16 protein-coding genes and 1 other RNA gene are annotated in these 19,274 nt (G+C 49.5%); 9 read left to right on the top strand and 8 right to left on the bottom strand.

Features of this window, described 5'->3' with window-relative positions; translation table 11 throughout:
- Positions 1-153: 153 nt before the first annotated feature.
- From GFB57_RS07460 to garP, 6 genes are all read right to left on the bottom strand, one after another.
- Positions 154-1,548, bottom strand: a complete 1,395-nt coding sequence (locus GFB57_RS07460) for a tyrosine-type recombinase/integrase (protein ID WP_286499487.1) — start codon at positions 1,546-1,548, stop codon at positions 154-156.
- Between the two features lie 289 nt (positions 1,549-1,837).
- Positions 1,838-2,214: RNase P RNA component class A (gene rnpB, locus GFB57_RS07455), an RNA gene on the bottom strand.
- 32 nt (positions 2,215-2,246) lie between these two features.
- Positions 2,247-3,392, bottom strand: a complete 1,146-nt coding sequence (garK, locus tag GFB57_RS07450) for a glycerate 2-kinase (protein WP_003024885.1) — start codon at positions 3,390-3,392, stop codon at positions 2,247-2,249.
- A 65-nt stretch (positions 3,393-3,457) separates the two neighbouring features.
- On the bottom strand, positions 3,458-4,348 hold the full coding sequence (gene garR, locus GFB57_RS07445) for a 2-hydroxy-3-oxopropionate reductase (RefSeq protein WP_003024889.1): 891 nt from the start codon (positions 4,346-4,348) through the stop codon (positions 3,458-3,460).
- A 30-nt stretch (positions 4,349-4,378) separates the two neighbouring features.
- Positions 4,379-5,149: a 2-dehydro-3-deoxyglucarate aldolase gene (gene garL, locus GFB57_RS07440; protein WP_003024894.1), complete on the bottom strand. Its 771-nt coding sequence runs from the start codon at positions 5,147-5,149 to the stop codon at positions 4,379-4,381.
- A gap of 15 nt (positions 5,150-5,164) precedes the next feature.
- Positions 5,165-6,499 (bottom strand): galactarate/glucarate/glycerate transporter GarP, encoded by a 1,335-nt coding sequence (garP, locus tag GFB57_RS07435; RefSeq protein WP_003024898.1) that lies wholly within the window; start codon positions 6,497-6,499, stop codon positions 5,165-5,167.
- 403 nt (positions 6,500-6,902) lie between these two features.
- Here garP and garD point away from each other — a divergent pair, with 403 nt between their 5' ends.
- The 7 genes from garD to GFB57_RS07400 all read left to right on the top strand — a co-directional run bounded on the left by garD (position 6,903) and on the right by GFB57_RS07400 (position 15,297).
- A complete protein-coding gene (garD, locus tag GFB57_RS07430; protein ID WP_003024900.1) occupies positions 6,903-8,474 on the top strand; it encodes a galactarate dehydratase in 1,572 nt (523 codons plus the stop codon).
- Positions 8,475-8,829: 355 nt separating this feature from the next.
- Entirely contained in the window at positions 8,830-10,089 is a 1,260-nt protein-coding gene (locus GFB57_RS07425; RefSeq protein ID WP_003024902.1) for a sugar ABC transporter substrate-binding protein, read from the top strand.
- 78 nt (positions 10,090-10,167) lie between these two features.
- Entirely contained in the window at positions 10,168-11,112 is a 945-nt protein-coding gene (locus GFB57_RS07420; protein ID WP_003024905.1) for a sugar ABC transporter permease, read from the top strand.
- Between the two features lie 10 nt (positions 11,113-11,122).
- Positions 11,123-11,947, top strand: coding sequence for a carbohydrate ABC transporter permease (locus tag GFB57_RS07415; RefSeq protein WP_003024907.1), 825 nt, complete (start codon positions 11,123-11,125; stop codon positions 11,945-11,947).
- Between the two features lie 11 nt (positions 11,948-11,958).
- Complete coding sequence (gene ugpC, locus GFB57_RS07410) at positions 11,959-13,065, top strand: sn-glycerol-3-phosphate ABC transporter ATP-binding protein UgpC (protein WP_003024911.1); 1,107 nt, start codon at positions 11,959-11,961, stop codon at positions 13,063-13,065.
- Between the two features lie 36 nt (positions 13,066-13,101).
- On the top strand, positions 13,102-14,358 hold the full coding sequence (locus GFB57_RS07405) for a Gfo/Idh/MocA family oxidoreductase (protein ID WP_003024915.1): 1,257 nt from the start codon (positions 13,102-13,104) through the stop codon (positions 14,356-14,358).
- Positions 14,359-14,376: 18 nt separating this feature from the next.
- Positions 14,377-15,297 (top strand): ROK family protein, encoded by a 921-nt coding sequence (locus GFB57_RS07400; RefSeq protein ID WP_003024918.1) that lies wholly within the window; start codon positions 14,377-14,379, stop codon positions 15,295-15,297.
- A gap of 37 nt (positions 15,298-15,334) precedes the next feature.
- Here the strand turns inward: GFB57_RS07400 and agaR are convergent, their stop codons facing one another.
- Positions 15,335-16,105 (bottom strand): transcriptional repressor AgaR, encoded by a 771-nt coding sequence (agaR, locus tag GFB57_RS07395; protein ID WP_003024920.1) that lies wholly within the window; start codon positions 16,103-16,105, stop codon positions 15,335-15,337.
- Between the two features lie 324 nt (positions 16,106-16,429).
- A complete protein-coding gene (locus GFB57_RS07390) occupies positions 16,430-17,236 on the bottom strand; it encodes a DeoR family transcriptional regulator (RefSeq protein WP_003024922.1) in 807 nt (268 codons plus the stop codon).
- Positions 17,237-17,485: 249 nt separating this feature from the next.
- Between GFB57_RS07390 and kbaZ the strand changes: the two genes are divergently transcribed.
- On the top strand, positions 17,486-18,781 hold the full coding sequence (gene kbaZ, locus GFB57_RS07385; RefSeq protein ID WP_008320556.1) for a tagatose-bisphosphate aldolase subunit KbaZ: 1,296 nt from the start codon (positions 17,486-17,488) through the stop codon (positions 18,779-18,781).
- 19 nt (positions 18,782-18,800) lie between these two features.
- On the top strand, positions 18,801-19,274 hold the full coding sequence (gene agaV / locus GFB57_RS07380) for a PTS N-acetylgalactosamine transporter subunit IIB (RefSeq protein ID WP_003024925.1): 474 nt from the start codon (positions 18,801-18,803) through the stop codon (positions 19,272-19,274).

Genomic DNA, 19,274 nt, shown 5'->3' with positions numbered 1-19,274 from the left:
ACAAATAGCAGTGCAAAGAATATTTTAATCTGCGGTATTTTTCAGGTTTGCTTCTGCAATTTTTCCGTTTTTGCGATACTCCAACATTGTGCTTCCCTGTCGATAAACGCTTAGCTACGGCTCAGCAAACCCATTGAATTAGAATGACTATCACTAAAACCAATCAACACTATCAACAACTGGAAGCAAATCCGAAACTTTCATCTTGCCCGTGTAAACCTTGGTTTGCCCTTGGTTTGAATGTTCGTGGCCTATCGTTTGCTGAACAAGTGTGAGGGTGTGCTTTGCCTGAATCTCAGTTACGAAAGTGTGACGTAAGCTGTGCACAATACGTCTATTTTTATAATCATCAAGATAATCAATACCCAATTGCTCACGTATCGCATGGAAAAACCGCGTTACCTGACTTGTATTAGTGATTTCTGGGAACAAGTTGGCATCTGTCTGTTTGCTATCCAAATAATCCAAAAAACCCATATTGATCAAACGTTTTGAGATAGGAACCTGCCGAATCCCCGCCTCAGTCTTACTATCTCCGATCATGATGTAATACCGTTGGCTATCGTCGTCCAAGCGCACATCTGAAACCTTCAGTTTTGCGATTTCAGAACGACGGGCCCCTGTATACGCTAGCAACAAAAAACCCCATTTATTCCAACCATCTAATGTCGCGAAGTGTTCTACCATCTTTCTCATTTCTGTACGATTGTAATGGCCGTAGCTGTGACTTTTTGCTTCATACTTGACGTTGTTTGTAGGCGGTAATTCAAGAATATCCTCTTCTTTGGTCAGGTAGGTTGAAAATAACCCCTGACAAAGTTTCAGATAATCTTTGACCGTTTTTGATGAAACTAAGTCTTCTTCTGGAACCTCATCCAAATCTAAACATTGCTGGATAGTCATCCTGTTGTATGGCCTCTTGTTTTGGCGAGGAAGACCTTCAACGACTTCAAGCAAGTGTTTAATATCGCGCCGAGTGATTTCAGTAACTAACGTATCAGCACCAAGAACCATCTCTATCACTTCATAATATTTCTCATTACCCTGTCGAATCTTAGGCACCCAATTAGGCTTAAATGCGAGAAATCCCTGCCATGCCTTAGATAAAGTAATCCCAGAGGCCAATGATTCTTCAGGTTTATCGGCTACGGTAGGCGCATAGTGGTTGTCTGGACGCATGGAGTTAACAATCTGTTGGTAATCAGAATGTCGCTGTTCCATAAGGGCTATATGTGCATCGCAATAGTGTCTCCAGAGGAGGTCATACTGTGAAGCCACAATATCGATTTCATCCTCCATGCCCGTAAGATCAAACTGGCTACCAAGTTGTTCTACAACTGAATCTGTCGATAGCGGCTCAACATCTTGTTTGAAGGTTCCATCAAGTAGCAATCCAACATCAAGAGCAATACGTTTTTCACGGGCCAATGAACCTGATTTTCGCAAGGTACTACGTACAGTAGAGGGGATTTTTTTCGCTGCGGCATAAAAACCTGCCTGAATTTCAAGCAAATACTTATCAATATCGTCTTGTTCTAACTTCTTCATTTTCTGCACTATATCCATTAATAGCGTTGCTTCCATCTTGGACGATTTTACAAGAGAAATAAACATCGAGAGACGGGAAGATATAAATCTTGCTCTACTGGCTGAATCGCAGCCCAGCGACACACGAAAGAAACCGCCTGAAGGCAGTCTAAAATGAAGGCTGTAACGGTTGCCACGCTTTAGGATATTCGGGATGGAACAGCCGTTGGTGTGCCTCGTCTGTATCACAGTTTGTGTCACATTTTCACCTATTACGGCCTGAGACACACCAACGTATTGTTTTTGAATGAGTTGAAGCTGACCGATAAGCCGGGTTCTGTCGTGGACAGTCATTCATCTAGGCCAGCAATCACTCACTGGCTCAAGCAGCCTACCCGGGTTCAGTACGGGCCGTACCTTGTGAACCCCTATTTGGCCTTGCTCCGGGTGGAGTTTACCGTGCCACGGACTGTTACCAGCCGCGCGGTGCGCTCTTACCGCACCCTTTCACCCTTACCTGATCCCACTTACGTGGGCCATCGGCGGTTTGCTCTCTGTTGCACTGGTCGTGGGTTTCCCCCCCAGGCGTTACCTGGCACCCTGCCCTATGGAGCCCGGACTTTCCTCCCCTCCGCCCGTCTCCCCCGAAGAGGACGACGACGAAGCGGCGACTGTCTGGTCAGCTTCGGCGCGCAGTATAGAGGGTTTGCGGGGTAATGTCACCCCGCACTGCGCATTCCTATCGCCAACGTAGCGGCGATGTTTCTTGAGGCGCGATAAATATTATCAAATGCCCCACGAAAGGCCTCTTCCAGCGTGCTGATGCTGGTCAATACGCTAAACACCGCATCGATACCATATTGATGCACCACTTCCACATCGCGCGTCAGGCTGCCGCCAATACCAATTACCGGTTTGTGGTATTTCTTCGCGACATTCGCCACGCCCACCGGCACTTTGCCGTGAATACTCTGGCTGTCGATGCGTCCTTCACCGGTCACCACCAGCGTACAGTCGTGAATATGCTCTTCCAGATTGAGGGCCTGAGTCACAATCTCTATCCCACTGCGCAGCTCCGCGCCTAAAAATGCCATTAACGCGGCACCCATACCACCGGCAGCCCCCGCCCCGGGAACATCCTTCACGTCTACCCGCAGCGATTTTTTAATGATGTCGGCGTAGTGAGAAAGATTGCGGTCCAGTTCGAGAATGCGTTCTTCCGTCGCCCCTTTCTGCGGGCCGAAGATGCGCGAAGCGCCAGTATCACCTGTGAGCGGATTGGTCACATCGCAGGCCACGCGAATGGAGCAGGTTTTTAATCGCGGATCCAAACCGGAAATGTCGATGCTGTTGAGGCTCATCAGACTGCCGCCCCCGTAGCCAATCTCTGTCCCGTTAGCGTCGCAAAGTTTCGCGCCCAGAGCCTGCACCATACCCGCGCCACCATCGTTGGTTGCACTACCGCCAATGCCGATAATAATGCTCTGCGCCCCGCTATCCAGCGCCTGCAAAATCAATTCCCCGGTACCACGTGACGTGGTGACTAACGGGTTACGCTTATCAGGAGGTACTAACGCCAGACCACTGGCTGCCGCCATTTCGATAAACGCAGTTTTACCATCTCCGGACATGCCCCAGCAGGCATTCACTTTTTCGCCCAGCGGCCCCGTTACCCACGCGGAATATTCACTCCCTTGCGTGGCGGCAATCATGGCTTCGACCGTTCCTTCGCCGCCGTCGGCCACCGGAACTGAAACATATTGCGCATCGGGAAATATTTCCCGAAATCCTTTTTCTATTGCCTGAGCGACCTCAGTGGCAGATAGACTTTCTTTATAAGAGTCTGGGGCAATTACGATTTTCATAGTTATGTAGCCTGACTGTGCCGCGCAAGGCAAGAAATACAGGGCGCACATCCGCGCCCTTCTTGTTAGCGTGTGACTTCCACTTTCGCCAGTTTTTCGTAGTAACATGCGAGCGCGCTGTGATCGGCGGTGCCCAGCCCATCTGCGCGAAGCGCCTGCATCATCTCCATGACTGCAGCAGTCAGCGGCAACTGCGCGCCGACCCCATGAGAAGTGTCCAGCGCATTCGCCAGATCTTTGATATGCAGGTCAATACGAAAACCTGGCTTAAAGTTGCGGTCCATGACCATCGGCGCTTTCGCGTCCAGCACGGTGCTTCCGGCCAGTCCGCCACGGATCGCCTGATACACCAGATCCGGGTTCACACCCGCTTTGGTCGCCAGCGTCAGCGCTTCAGACATCGCCGCAATGTTCAGCGCCACAATCACCTGGTTCGCCAGCTTAGTGACGTTACCCGCGCCAATGTCGCCGGTATGTACCACTGAACCAGCCATCGCTTTCAGCAGATCGTAATACTTGTCGAAAATCGCTTTATCGCCACCGACCATCACCGACAACGTGCCATCAATCGCTTTTGGCTCGCCGCCGCTGACCGGCGCATCCAGCATATCCACGCCTTTCGCTTTCAGCGCCTCGCTAATTTCACGGCTGGCCAACGGTGCAATGGAGCTCATGTCGATCAGCACAGTGCCCGGTTTCGCACCTTCAATAATTCCGCCTTCACCCAGCGCCACTTCCTTAACATGCGGCGAGTTCGGCAGCATGGTGATGATCACGTCGCACTGCTCAGCAATATCTTTCGCCGTGGCGGCGGTTTCTGCACCAGCGGCAATGACTTCCGCAATGGATTCCGGGTTACGGTCAGCAACCACCAACGAGTAACCTGCCTTGAGGAGGTTTTTACTCATTGGTTTACCCATGATACCGAGGCCAATAAAACCAACTTTCATTGTCATGTCTTTATCTCTCTCTACTGTCGATGGTGGTTATTTCTTAAAAGAATCAGCCAGTTTCTGCGTGGCTGAACGGAACACGCCAAGGTCGCTGCCAACGGCAACAAAGGTCGCGCCCCACTCCAGATAACGACGCGCATCCGCCTCTACCGGGGCCAGAATTCCGCTTGGTTTGCCATGTGCTTTCGCGCGGGCAAAAATGTGCAGGATAGCTTTCTGCACATCAGGATGTGACGCATTGCCGAGATGGCCTAGCGCCGCAGCCAGATCGCTTGGGCCGACGAAGACACCGTCTACGCCTTCGGTCGCCGCGATGGCGTCAACGTTATCAACGCCCTGCTGACTTTCGATCTGCACGATGATGGTGATGTTCTTATTCGATTGCGCAAAGTAGTCCGGTACGGTGCCAAACATATTGGCGCGATGGGAGACGGACACGCCGCGAATACCTTCCGGCGGATAGCGGGTCGACGCCACGGCGTTCACCGCCTCTTCTTGTGTCTCAACGAACGGGATCAGGAAGTTGTAAAACCCAATATCCAGCAGGCGCTTGATAATCACCGGCTCGTTGGTCGGCACGCGTACGACCGGCGCGCTGGCGCTGCCTTTCAGCGCCATCAATTGCGGGATAAACGTCGAGATATCGTTCGGCGCGTGTTCGCCATCCAGTACCAGCCAGTCAAAACCCGCCAGGCCTAAAACTTCGGTACTGATTGGGCTGGCCAATGCAGACCAGCAGCCAATCTGAATCTGTTGCGCCGCGAGGGCCGCTTTAAACTTATTCGGGAAAATCGTGTTATTCATCGCCTATACCTATGTTTATTTCTGCAATTCCATACGTTTAATGTCACCGACAATAAACAGGTAGCAAACCATTGCCATCAGCGCCGAACACCCTACAAACATCAGCGCAGCATTAAATGAGTGCAGCTCGCTCACCAGATAACCAATCACCAGCGGGGTAACGATAGAGGCTACGTTGCCAAATACGTTAAATACCCCACCGCACAGACCGACGATTTCTTTCGGTGCAGTATCGGAGATCACCGGCCAACCCAGCGCGCCGAAACCTTTGCCGAAGAACGCCAGCGCCATCAGCGCGACAACCAGGGTGGTGTTATCGGTGTAGTTACACAGAATAATTGTCGACGCGAGCAACATTCCGAGCACAATCGGCAGCTTACGTGCCAAAGTGATGCTGAAGCCACGTTTAATCAGATAATCAGAGAACACACCGCCGAGCACGCCACCGGCAAATCCGCACAGCGCAGGAATCGACGCCACCAGACCGACTTTCAGGATCGACATGCCTTTTTCCTGTACCAGGTAAATCGGGAACCAGGTAAGGAAAAACCAAGTGATGGTGTTGATAAAATACTGTCCGAAGAACACGCCAAGCATCATGCGGTTGGTCAGCAACTGCTTGATATAATGCAGTTTAGGACCACCTGATTTCACATCGCCGGGCTTTTTATGGTCCATATCCACGACCGCGCCGTTTTCAGAGATAAACTTCAGCTCTTCCTGCGACATACGCGGGTGATCGGTTGGGTTATGAATAAACTTTACCCACAGGCCGGTGAGCACAAAACCGATCACGCCCATCACGGTAAAGACGTGCTCCCAGCCCCAGGCAAAGGTCAGCCAGCCCAGCAGCGGCGAAAACAGCGCCAGGGAGAAATATTGTGCGGAGTTAAAAATCGCAGATGCCGTACCGCGCTCTTTCGTCGGGAACCAGGCGGCCACAATACGGGCGTTCGCCGGGAAGGACGGTGCTTCCGAGAAGCCCAGCATAAAGCGCATGATGAACATTGAAATACCCGCCCAGGCCAGCGGGAACATATCGACAAAACCCTGCAGAAAGGTGAACAGCGACCAGAAGAACAGACTGTAAGTGTAGACTTTCTTCGAACCGAACTTATCCAGCAGCCAGCCGCCAGGGATTTGCATCAACAGGTAAGCCCAACCGAAGGCGGAGAAAATGTAACCCATTGAAATGGCACTGAGCTGCAACTCTTTCGCCACTTCCGTGCCGGCAATAGATAGCGTGGCACGGTCCGCGTAGTTAACGGCGGTAACAATAAATATTATTAGCAATATTAAGTAACGGGTGTGCGTACCTTTCTTTTTCTCGACAACTGTATCCAGTATCATTCTAATTACCTCGGGTACATAAAAGTTTTTATTATTATTTGGCAGATATCCCTGGTGATAAATTACCGATAATAAAAACGTATAATAATTTATCAGACGCAATGAAACCGTGATTTAGTATAATCAGCAGCGCAACGTTAATCATTGTGCAAGCGCTCATTAAATATGCGTTATTAAATTAATGTTTTGGGCATATGCACACATGCATGGGCGCTAATCCACACATTTACGTATTGCTCCCCCTGCTGGCGTGGTCTTGCTGAGTTTAAGTGATCATTGTCACATTCTTCACGATAAACTCCTGACATTCTTATTTCACGATACCGAATCTTTATTACTGACAATGAGATTCAAAATATAAATATCCACACTATTATCACCACTTGTTGGAGAATACTGGACAATGGCCGACATCGAAATTAGACAAGAATCGCCAACGGCGTTTTATATTAAAGTTCACGAAACAGATAATGTGGCGATAATTGTCAATGACAATGGTCTGAAAGCCGGAACGCGTTTTCCGGACGGACTGGAACTCATTGAACATATTCCCCAGGGTCATAAAGTGGCGCTCGTGGATATTCCTGTTCATGGTGAAATCGTGCGTTATGGCGAAGTGATAGGCTATGCCGTTCGCGACATCCCCCGCGGCAGTTGGATTGATGAATCAATGGTTGAGCTGCCCAAGGCTCCGCCGCTGGAGACGCTGCCGCTGGCAACTAAAGTGCCTGAGCCGCTGCCGCCTCTCGAGGGTTATACCTTCGAAGGTTACCGCAATGCTGACGGTAGCGTTGGCACCAAGAATCTGCTCGGCATCTCCACCAGCGTGCACTGCGTGGCGGGCGTGGTGGACTATGTGGTGAAAATCATTGAACGCGATCTGCTGCCCAAATACCCGAATGTTGACGGTGTGGTGGGGCTCAATCATCTGTACGGTTGCGGCGTGGCGATTAACGCTCCAGCCGCCATCGTGCCCATTCGAACTATTCATAATATTGCGCTGAACCCTAACTTTGGCGGTGAGGTAATGGTCATTGGCCTCGGCTGTGAAAAACTGCAGCCAGAGCGCCTGCTGGAAGGTACGCACGATGTAAAAAGCATTCCGGTCGACAGCGCCAGCATCGTCAGCCTGCAGGATGAAAAACACGTCGGCTTTCAATCGATGGTTGCCGATATTTTGCAAGTGGCCGAACGCCATCTGGCAAAGCTCAATCAGCGCCAGCGTGAAACCTGCCCGGCATCAGAACTGGTGGTCGGCATGCAGTGCGGCGGCAGCGATGCGTTTTCCGGCGTGACGGCCAACCCAGCGGTAGGTTATGCCTCCGACCTGTTAGTACGCTGCGGCGCGACAGTGATGTTCTCCGAAGTCACCGAAGTACGCGATGCCATCCACCTTCTGACCCCGCGCGCGATTAACGAAGAGGTGGGTAAACGCCTGCTCGAAGAGATGGCCTGGTACGACAACTACCTGGACATGGGCAAGACTGACCGGAGCGCCAACCCATCACCGGGCAACAAGAAAGGCGGTCTGGCAAACGTGGTAGAAAAAGCGCTGGGTTCTATTGCGAAGTCGGGCAAGAGCGCGATTGTCGAAGTCTTGTCGCCGGGCCAGCGTCCAACCAAACGTGGCCTGATTTACGCTGCCACCCCCGCCAGCGATTTTGTCTGCGGTACGCAACAGGTTGCTTCCGGGATCACAGTACAAGTCTTTACCACCGGTCGCGGTACGCCGTATGGCCTGATGGCCGTGCCGGTGATTAAAATGGCGACACGCACCGAGCTGGCCAATCGTTGGTTTGACCTGATGGACATCAACGCCGGTACCATCGCTACCGGAGAAGAAACCATTGAAGACGTGGGTCTGAAACTGTTCGAGTTTATTCTCGACGTCGCCAGCGGACGTAAGAAAACCTTCTCAGATCAGTGGGGACTGCATAACCAGCTGGCGGTGTTTAACCCGGCGCCAGTGACCTGATTATCGAAACGAAAGCCAACGAAAAAACGGGGATTTGTCCCCGTTTTTGATGTCGATGCTTCAACAAATAAAGTGATAACGTTCGCATTTTAAGAGGTTTTTTTAAACATCTATTTTTTTCGATTCAAACCTACCAAATGAACCTAACGACATGAAATTAAAAGAAATAATACCACCATTGTTTTACGTTATATTTTCGTTTTGATAAAAGAGAAACCTACCGAAAGACGACCTTGTTTTAATGCGATAATCCCCTCTTTTTTACTGCTTTGACTTTCTCCGGTGTAAAACAGATTATTCATAGGCTCCTGTAATTTACCTCATAAGCATTCTGACCTGAATAAAGAGGGAAGTTATGTATACCCTGAATAAAAATAATGTCGCATTGGCTTGTCTTATTTCCTGTTTACTGGCAACTCCTGTCTTCGCGAGTGCTGGAGGCCAGTCGGACGCAAAGCCTGTTAAATTACGCTACACGTTATGGGACCGTAATCAACTCCCTGGCGAACAACAGCTCGTTAATGAATTTGAAAAAGACAACCCCGGAATTAAGGTCGAAATTGAACTAACTCCTTATGACCAGTATTTTATCAAACTCAGTTCAGCAGTCGGTGGAAATGTAGCACCGGATGTATTCTGGATGAACATGCCTAATTTCCAGCAATATGTGAAAAATGGCATGCTGGAACCACTGAGTAATTATCTGAAAGATAAATCAGCGCCGAAACTGGATGATTTTGTTAAAAGCTCAGTCGATGCCTACCAATACCAGTCGCAACAATATGCCATCCCAAGGGATATTGATGCAATTGCCGTCTGGTACAACAAAAAAATGTTCGATCAGGCTGGTGTGAGTTATCCCGATAAAAACTGGACGTGGAACGATCTAAAACAAAAATCAGATCAGCTACGTAAAGGGCTGGATAAACAGTCTTATCCACTGGCAATGGAATTCAGCAGCGGACAGGATAGTTACTTTAACCTGCTATTACAGGCCGGGGATAAGATTGTACTACCTGAGGGCAAAACGGATGTTGCCAATGACAAAGCTATCGCCGTCTATCGCGATGTTCAAGGCATGCTGAACGCGGGACTAATCCAACCGCCAGGCGAGATGGAAGCCTCAGACGTCTTCCAGTCAAACCGGGTAGCCATGGTCTACGCAGGCTCATGGTGGGCATTACCCTTCTCTCAAAACGAGTTGATTAAAGATCACATCGGCGTAGTGCCAATGCCAAAAATGGCAGAGCAGGCAGGTGTATCCCATAGTCTGGCATTTGCTATGTCAGCCAAAAGTCAGCATAAAGATGCGGCGTGGAAGTTCATTGAGTTCATGAGTTCTGAGCATGCGCAGCAGACTCTGGCTACGGGAAAAGTCGTGATCCCGGCTAACCAAAAAGTGGCCAAAGAGTGGGCTGAAGGCTTTAAGGATATTGATGTTTCAGCCTATATCGATTCGTTGGCTTTCTCACATAAATATCCAACCGCGGGCTCCAATACCGCTAAGTGGAACAGCATTCTGAATGATGGCTTGAAAAAAGTGTGGACGGGTACTGACCCAGAGAAAGTCATGCCTGGTGTTGCTAAACGCGTTGAACGAGAAATGCAGAAATAATCCTGAGGGAGCCATGCTCCCTCTCGCTTTCGCCCGCGCAATATATTTTGGTTGCACAGTGAGCACCCCGGAGTCTGTATGAGCTATTCAGATGAAGCTGCATCCCCACAATTACCGGCCAGAGAAGTGCAAAAAAAATCCCTGACCAAGCTGGAAAAAGAAGAACGCTTCTGGGGATGGATAATGATTATGCCGTTACTGGCGGGGTTAATTGTTTTTTACTTTACTCCATTCTTCCAGAACGTTTTTTATAGTTTCACTGACCTGGGAGAGTTTCAGATCTGGACGACGATCAGCTTAGATAACTATATTAATTTATTCAGCGATGATGAGTTTCGTTCAGCAATATATAACACCTTGGCCTATGTTTTTATTTGCGTACCAATAATCACCGTTTTGTCATTACTGCTCGCAATTGGCCTGAATCAGGCGATTCGCGGTCAGTGGTTGTTTCGCACGCTGTTATTTCTGCCCGCTGTCACTATGCCTGCGGCCATTGCTATGGTCTGGCAGTGGTTGATGAACCGAAACTTCGGCTTAATTAATCAGATCCTGGCCTTTTTCGATCTTCCGGCCATCGGTTGGTTATCCGATCCCGATGTCGTCCGCCTGAGCGCCTCGTTGGTTATCATCTGGTCGGCTATTGCGCTGAAGATGATCATTCTGCTCGCTGGATTGCAGGGGATCCCCAAACAAATTTATGAAGCGATGTCGCTGGATGGCATCAGCAAATTGCGTGGATTCTGGTCTATTACCTTACCGCTAATGATCCCCACGCTGTTTTTCGTACTGGTGATCTCTTTTATCGAAACGCTGCAAATTTTCGATGTGGTTTATCTGCTGTTTGGCAGTTCATCCATGGTGGACGATCAGACGATGACTATCGCCTATCTCTTCTATAAATACGCCTTTATCTACCATGAAAAAGGGTATGCCTCAGCGATCGCCGTGGTGATTTTCGTTATCACGATGGTCCTGACGCTGCTGCAAATATGGATTGGTAAACGACTTAAAGCACAGTGAGGCAACCACGATGTTCATGACTAAACGTGAAAAATGGCTAATTTACGGCTTGATGATCCTCGCGACGCTGGTAACTGTGGTTCCCTTCATCTGGATGATCATCACCTCTTTTAAAACCCAGGCAGAAAGCATCGCCTTTCCGCCGATCCTGCTACCTGCCAACCCAGGGTTTCAGGCTTACGGTAAAATCTTGCATGAAATGCCTTTTGGCAGCTTTTACTTTAACTCGATCGTCTCCACGTTGGTCATCGTCATTTTGCAGACGCTGATTGCGGCAATGGCAGCGTACGGTTTCTCCCGACTGCGTTTTAAAGGGCGAGATGTCCTGTTTATGCTGTGTATTTCAATTCTGATGGTGCCCGGTCAGATCTTTTTAATCCCACAGTTTTTAACCGTTGAAAAAATCGGTTTGCTGAACTCAATTCCTGGACTGGTGCTACCGGGTTTATTCAGCATATATAGCGCCTTTTTATTGCGTCAGTTTTTTCTGTCAGTACCTAAAGAACTGGAAGAGGCAGCCATTATGGATGGGTATAACCATCTGACTATTTTCTTCAAAATTATGCTGCCATTAATTAAACCAGGGCTGATTGCCTGCGTCATTATTAACGGATTGTGGAGCTGGAATAACTTAATGTGGCCGCTGATCGTCAACACCTCCATGGATAAAATGACATTACCGGTGGGGTTAGCCTCACTTTCCGGACGCTCAGGCGTGGAATATCCGATGTTAATGGCGGGCGCATTGCTGGCGATTATCCCGATGTTGTTACTTTATATCTTCTTCCAGCGCTATTTTATTCGCGGCATCGCTGGTGCCGGAATTAAAGGATAAGGGGCAGTGTTATGTCAGGTATTCAATTACAGGCAGTAAGCAAAGTCTATCCCAATGGCTTCCAGGCGATCCATGGCGTTGATCTTGAAATCCACGATGGCGAATTCATGGTGTTTGTCGGGCCATCAGGCTGCGCCAAATCAACGCTGCTGCGCATGATTGCAGGTCTGGAAGATATCACTCATGGTCATATCGCAATCGGAGAGAAGTGCGTCAACGACCTGCTACCAAAGGAGCGAGGCGTTGCCATGGTCTTCCAGAATTATGCCCTCTATCCCCACATGACGATTTATAAAAATATGGCATTCAGTCTGTTAGGGAAAATGAGCAAAGAAGAGATTGATATCCGCGTACGGGAAGCTGCACACAAGCTGGAAATAGAGACATTACTCGATAAAAAGCCCGGCCAACTTTCGGGCGGTCAATGTCAGCGCGTTGCCGTTGGCAGGGCCATCGTGCGTAAGCCAGACGTTTTTTTGTTTGATGAGCCGCTTTCCAACCTGGATGCAAAGCTGCGTGTTTCAATGCGCGTGCGGCTGACAGAACTGCATCGACAACTGCGTCACGAAGGCGTGAGCGCAACCATGGTGTACGTCACGCACGATCAGATTGAAGCGATGACGATGGGAGACAGGATTTGCGTTCTTAATGGCGGTCGTATTATGCAGGTGGATACCCCAGGAAATATCTACCATCACCCCAGGAATAAATTTGTTGCTGGTTTTATTGGTAATCCGGCAATGAATATTATGCTGCTTGATATTGAACCCGGTACTCGTGGTCTGCGTCTGGCTGATAATTTAATCCTGCCATTAAATACACGCTTGAGTAACCTACTGGAGCAATATCCGCACTCCAGCGTCTGGTTCGGCATCCGGTCAGAGGCCATTCAGTTAGCCTCGCAGCATGACGTCTCTGCGTTCGATGCGCACATTACCAACGTAGAAAGGATGGGCAACGAAGACCTTCTGCATTTTGATATTGGTGAGCAACATATGATCTTACGTATTAACTCCTCACCCGACTGGGCCCCTCTTCCCGGCGAATCTATCAAAGTGAAATTTAATCTGGAAGCCGCCTTTTTGTTTGATAAAAAACATGAAGAAAATTTGGCCTGACCGTTATTCAGGCTAAGTGAAAAATGAGAGGTTTATATGTGTGCGAATAAAGTGACCGTATTAGTGGTAGGGGCTGGTGCGCGCGGAGAAATATATGCTCGCTATGCGCTTGAACATCCAGACAGAATGCAGGTAGTAGGCGTTGCTGAGCCCAGAGAGGCATATCGCCAGCAGTTTGTCGCACAGCATAAGATTGCCCCAAATAACGTATTTTGCGACTGGCAAGAGGCTGCGACCCAACCCAAAATGGCCGACGTAGTACTTATTTGCACGCAGGATAATATGCACAAAGATCCTGCCGTGGCGTTTGCCAATCTCGGCTATCACATTCTGCTGGAAAAACCACTCGCCCCTACGCCAGAAGATTGCCGGATCATTATTGATGCGGTTAAACGCAACAACGTATTACTGGCCGTCGCGCACGTCCTGCGGTACACCCGCTATACGCAAAAGCTGAAATCACTGCTTGATGATGGCGTAATTGGCGATATTGTCAGCATGCAGCATCTCGAACCCGTAGGTTACTGGCATCAGGCGCACTCGTTTGTACGTGGTAACTGGCGCAATGAAGCAGAATCGTCATTTATGTTATTGCAGAAATCCTGTCATGATTTGGACTGGATCCGCTACATCATGGGCGACAACTGCAAGGACGTAGGATCATTTGGCAGCCTGAGCCACTTTGTGAAAGAGAATCAGCCTGCTGGCGCCGCCGACCGCTGCCTTGATTGTCAGGTTGAAGCAACCTGCCCCTGGTCTGCCTGCAAAATTTATCTGGGTGAAAACCACAAATGCACTCCTCACTTCCGTCGGGTGCTGACTGCAGATCCCAGCGAAGAAAATGTCCGCCAGGCGCTGCGCGATGGGCCTTATGGTCGCTGCGTTTATCGTTGTGATAATGATGTGGTGGATCATCAGGTTGTTAACTTACGTTTTGCCCACCAGCAGACGGTGACCTTTACCATGACCGCATTTACCAAAATGGAAGATCGAAAAACGCGCCTGTTTGGCACCAGAGGTTATCTGGAAGGTGATGGCGAGCAGATCCGGGTGTTTGATTTCCTGACAGACAAAGAAACAGTGCATCAGATCGAGGAGATCGCCGCTGGAACACAAACCCAGATGGGGGGACATGGTGGTGGCGATTACTACCTGATGGATCGCTTTATCCATGCAGTGATGGCCAACGATCAAAATATGATCCTTTCTGGCCCGGATGAGTCACTGGAAAGTCACTTAATGGTCTTTGCCGCAGAACGCGCTCGCAAGGAAAACAGTCTGGTTACGCTGTGAAGCCGGAGGAGATGAGGCATGTTTTACGGTGTTGATATTGGTGGAACCAAAACTGAAATTGTCGCTTTTGATAAGGAAATGCAGGTTTGCTGGCGTAAGCGCGTTGCCACGCCAGTTCAGGATTATGAACTCTTTCTTTCGACCTTTACTTCACTTATTGATACCGCCGACTGGGCGACAGGAACGCAAGGAAAAATTGGCATCGGCATGCCCGGTCTTATGGACAGACATACCGGAAAACTACTGTCATCTAACGTGCCCTGCCTGACCGGACGCCAGGTGATGAACGATTTAGCTAACCGCCTCAATCGTTCGGTTGAGCTGGACAATGACTGCTGCTGCTTTGCGCTCTCGGAAGCCCATACCCAGCAGGCTCGCCAGTTCTCCAGAATTTTTGGTGCCATTATTGGCACCGGCATGGGTGGAGGGTTAGTCATTGACGGTCAGCTGTATAGGGGTCGCAACCGAATGGCCAGTGAGTTTGGCCATTTACCGCTTCCGGCAACGTTTATGCGTCGTTATCATTTACCGGAACTGAAGTGCGGTTGTGGCTTACAAGGGTGTCTGGAACGCTATCAATCCGGCCCCGGTTTACTGTGGCTCCACAAACACTTCAGCGGAGAACAACTCAAAATGGAGACCCTGCTGGAGCATTATCGTCATGGCAATGCCAGCGCCGTTACTACCATAGAAGCATGGATTGATATGTTGGGTTGTACGCTGGCGCAATTGCAGTTGATTCTGGATGTCGATGCTTTTGTTCTCGGCGGTGGAGTTTCCAACATCGAAGAAATTTATACGTTGCTGCCGCAGGCCATGTCACGTTATTTGTTCCCGGGATTAGAACCTGCCCGCGTATTCCCGGCCATCCATGGCGCATCCAGCGGGGTTCGCGGTGCCGCATTGCTGCTGGTTGAACAGGGTACGCAGACCCACTAAAAAACTGCTGGCGGGGGAATCTCGCCAGCAATTTCAGTTATTCATCCGCAATCACCACATCCACCCCAAGCTGGATTAACGTCCGGTGATAATTTTCTGGGATCCCGCTGTCGGTAATCACCCGGTCAATCCCGCTGATTTCGCTAATCATACAGAAACTTTTGCGGCCAAACTTGCTGGAGTCAGCGACTACCGTGACCTCCTGCGCAACTTCACACATTACCTGATTCAGATGTGCTTCTCCCGGATGTGGCGTGGTAATTCCCGCTTCCAGGCAGAATCCGTCAACGCCTAAGAAAAGCTTATCAAACCGGTATTGTCTAAGCTGGTGTTCTGCTGAAGGGCCATACAATGAATAGACGCTTTGCCTGACGTTCCCTCCCAGAATCATGACGTCTACGCGCTCAAAATTCGCCAGTTCCCATGCAATGTTGAGCGCATTGGTCATCACCACCAGATCGCGGCGATTTTTTAACATGGGAGGAATGAGCGTGGTGGTCGAACCGGAATCGAGGATTAGCGTGTCACCATCTTTCACAAAGCTGGCCGCTTTTTCGGCAATACGCGTTTTCACATCGCGATTCAGCCGGTCCTTATCCTGCAAAGGCCGGTCAAGGGCAAAGTGCTGATTGAGAACCGCCCCGCCGTAGGAGCGCATGACACATCCCTTCTGTTCCAGATAACGTAAGTCGTTGCGGATCGTAACCGATGACACACCAAAATGGACGCTCAGTGGCTCGACACGAACGCTACCCTGATCGCATAGCAGATCAATTATTTGCTCGCGACGTCTTAAGTTATCCAGCATTTCTATTGCTCCATCAAATATTCATGTTGTTTTGTTTTAGCGCTTTAGCACTTTCGTTTTCTTTTGAATATATTACATCAGAAGCAATAAGGTGAATTTGTGCGCACTGGCCCAGCGTTGAATTTAACAAAAATTGACTATTTTCTTTCGTTTTAGCAAATCGAAACGAAGAAAACCGAAAAAATGAAAAGGTTAAAAGCGAGTAAGATGCGAGAAAGAGACGGGAAGCATGCAAAAAAACGAAAGCGAGCTACTAAAAAAGCTCGCTTATGGTTTGTTTTTGTTTAATTGAATGGGATCACATTTTTGAATTTTAGAGCGGGACTACTCAACAATGATCACTTCAACACCGCTGCGGCGTAGTTCCTGCAAGCTCTCCTCTGGGATGCCTTCATCAACAATGATGGTGTGGATCCTCTGGGTATCAATGATCTTATGCAGGCTGGAGCGGTTAAACTTCGTCGAGTCGGTAACGACAATGATACGTTCAGCCACTTCACACATCCGGCGGTTGAGACGCGCCTCATCTTCGTTGTGCGTGCTAACACCACGCTCTAAATCGATAGCATCAACGCCAAGAAACAGCATGTCGAAGTGATAATTTTGTAGCGACTGCTCAGCCTGATCGCCATAAAACGATTGTGACTGACGACGCAAATGACCGCCGGTCATCAGCAGCTCAACCCCTTCGGCTTCCAATAACGCATTGGCGACATTCATACCGTTGGTCATAGCAATGACATTAGTATGCTGGCGCATCAGGCGGGCAATTTCATAGGTCGTGGTGCCGGAGTCAAGGATCACGCGGTGTCCCGGTTGAATTAACTCTGCGGCGGCTCTGGCAATACTGCGTTTTACTGCCGTATTAAGTGAACTCTTATCTTCTACAGAAGGCTCCACAACAGGCGCATTGCTCTCGCATATTAGCGCTCCGCCATAGGCACGTACCGCAATCCCCTGCTTTTCCAGAAAGGCGAGGTCGTTGCGAATAGTGACCGTGGAGACGCCAAAAAATAAGGAAAGATCGTTAACCTGAACGCTTCCCTGCTGCCGTAACCGCTGGATGATCTGCTCACGTCTTTCGCTGGTGCCAATAACGCGCTTGTCTGCAGAGGACTCGGTGTTACTCATAAGAAATCCTTTAGTTAAACCTTTCGTTTTATTTCGTTTTGTCTATTAACGCCTTTCTTTTGCGCGAATGCAAGCCCCGCAAGCAGGGAAGAGCCGGACGAACTTACGCTGAAACCTTTCATTGTGTTTCTTTTGTGAAACAGATCGGAAAACTATTATCTTTCGTTTTATTTTTATAACACCATGATGCAGTATTAAATGAAACAAAACGAAAGATTGATGTCGCAGTAATCTGACCTGGAGAGGAAAGTGAAACATCTAACTAAAATGGTCGAGCAGCATAAACGGGGGAAGGCAAACGGGATTTATGCCGTTTGTTCCGCGCATCCAATCGTATTGGAAGCCGCAATACGCTACGCCCATGCAAACCATACACCGCTGTTGATCGAAGCAACCTCTAATCAGGTTGACCAGTTTGGCGGCTATACGGGTATGACACCAGCCGATTTTCGCAGTTTTGTCTGCCGTTTAGCCGACTCGCTTGATTTTTCTCAGGATATGCTGATTCTCGGCGGAGACCATCTCGGGCCAAACCGTTGGCAAAATCTGCCTGCGGAACAGGCAATGGCCAATGCAGACGATCTGATCAAGAGCTATGTCGCCGCAGGCTTTAAAAAAATCCACCTCGATTGCAGCATGTCTTGTGCTAACGACCCGGTTCCACTGACGGATGAAATTGTCGCTGAGCGCGCCGCACGTCTGGCAAAAGTCGCCGAAGAAACCTGTATGGCACATTTTGGCGAGTCTGACCTGGTCTATGTGATTGGCACAGAAGTGCCGGTTCCAGGTGGCGCTCACGAAACGTTAACCGACCTGGCGGTAACAACGCCCGATGCCGCACGCGCAACGCTTCAGGCTCACTATCACGCCTTTGAAAAGCACGGTCTGGAAGGTATCTGGCCGCGTATTATCGCCCTGGTGGTGCAACCTGGCGTTGAATTCGACCACACACACATCATTGATTATCAACCACAGAAAGCTGTGGCACTCAGCAAAATGGTGGAAGACTACGACACACTCGTGTTTGAAGCGCATTCTACCGATTACCAAACGCCACAGTCCTTGCGCCAACTGGTGATAGATCACTTCGCTATCCTGAAAGTGGGACCTGCGTTGACCTTCGCTCTGCGCGAAGCGCTGTTTTCATTAGCCGCCATTGAAGAAGAATTACTGCCTGCAAAAGCTTGTTCAGGCCTACGACATGTGCTGGAAAGCGTGATGCTTGATCGCCCAGAGTACTGGCAGAGCCACTATCACGGTGATGGCAACGCACGCCGTCTGGCTCGCGGATACAGCTACTCCGATCGTGTTCGTTACTACTGGCCGGACAGCCAGATTGATGAGGCATTCGAACGTCTGGTACGTAACCTGGCGGATGACCCCATTCCACTGCCGCTGATTAGCCAGTATTTACCCTTGCAGTACGTAAAAGTGCGCGAGGGAGATCTCAGCGCCACGCCGCGAGAACTCATCATTAACCATATTCAGGACATACTGCAGCAATATCACTGCGCCTGCTTGGGTGCACCAGCTCGTAACGCATAACAAAAAAGAGAAAAATACCATGCCAAACATTGTATTAAGTCGCATTGATGAACGTCTGATTCACGGTCAGGTTGGTGTGCAATGGGTCGGGTTTGCGGGGGCAAACCTGGTGCTGGTCGCTAATGATGAGGTGGCTGAAGATCCAGTGCAGCAAAACCTGATGGAAATGGTACTGGCAGAAGGGATCGCCGTACGCTTCTGGTCACTACAAAAAGTGATCGACAATATTCACCGTGCCGCCGATCGCCAGAAAATTCTGCTGGTCTGCAAATCGCCTGCGGATTTCTTCCGTCTGGTCGAAGGCGGTGTTCCTGTTAACCGTATCAACGTTGGCAATATGCACTACGCCAACGGCAAACAACAAATCGCCAAAACGGTTTCTGTAGACGCTGCCGATATTACGGCGTTCAACGGGCTCAAAGCCGCTGGAGTGGAATGCTTCGTTCAGGGCGTTCCAACAGAACCCGCCCAGGACCTCTATAAACTTCTCTGA

This window comes from Citrobacter sp. S39, assembly GCF_009495675.1.
In the GTDB taxonomy this organism is placed as follows: Bacteria; Pseudomonadota; Gammaproteobacteria; order Enterobacterales; family Enterobacteriaceae; genus Citrobacter; species Citrobacter freundii.
This window is presented reverse-complemented; position numbering and strand designations above follow the sequence as displayed.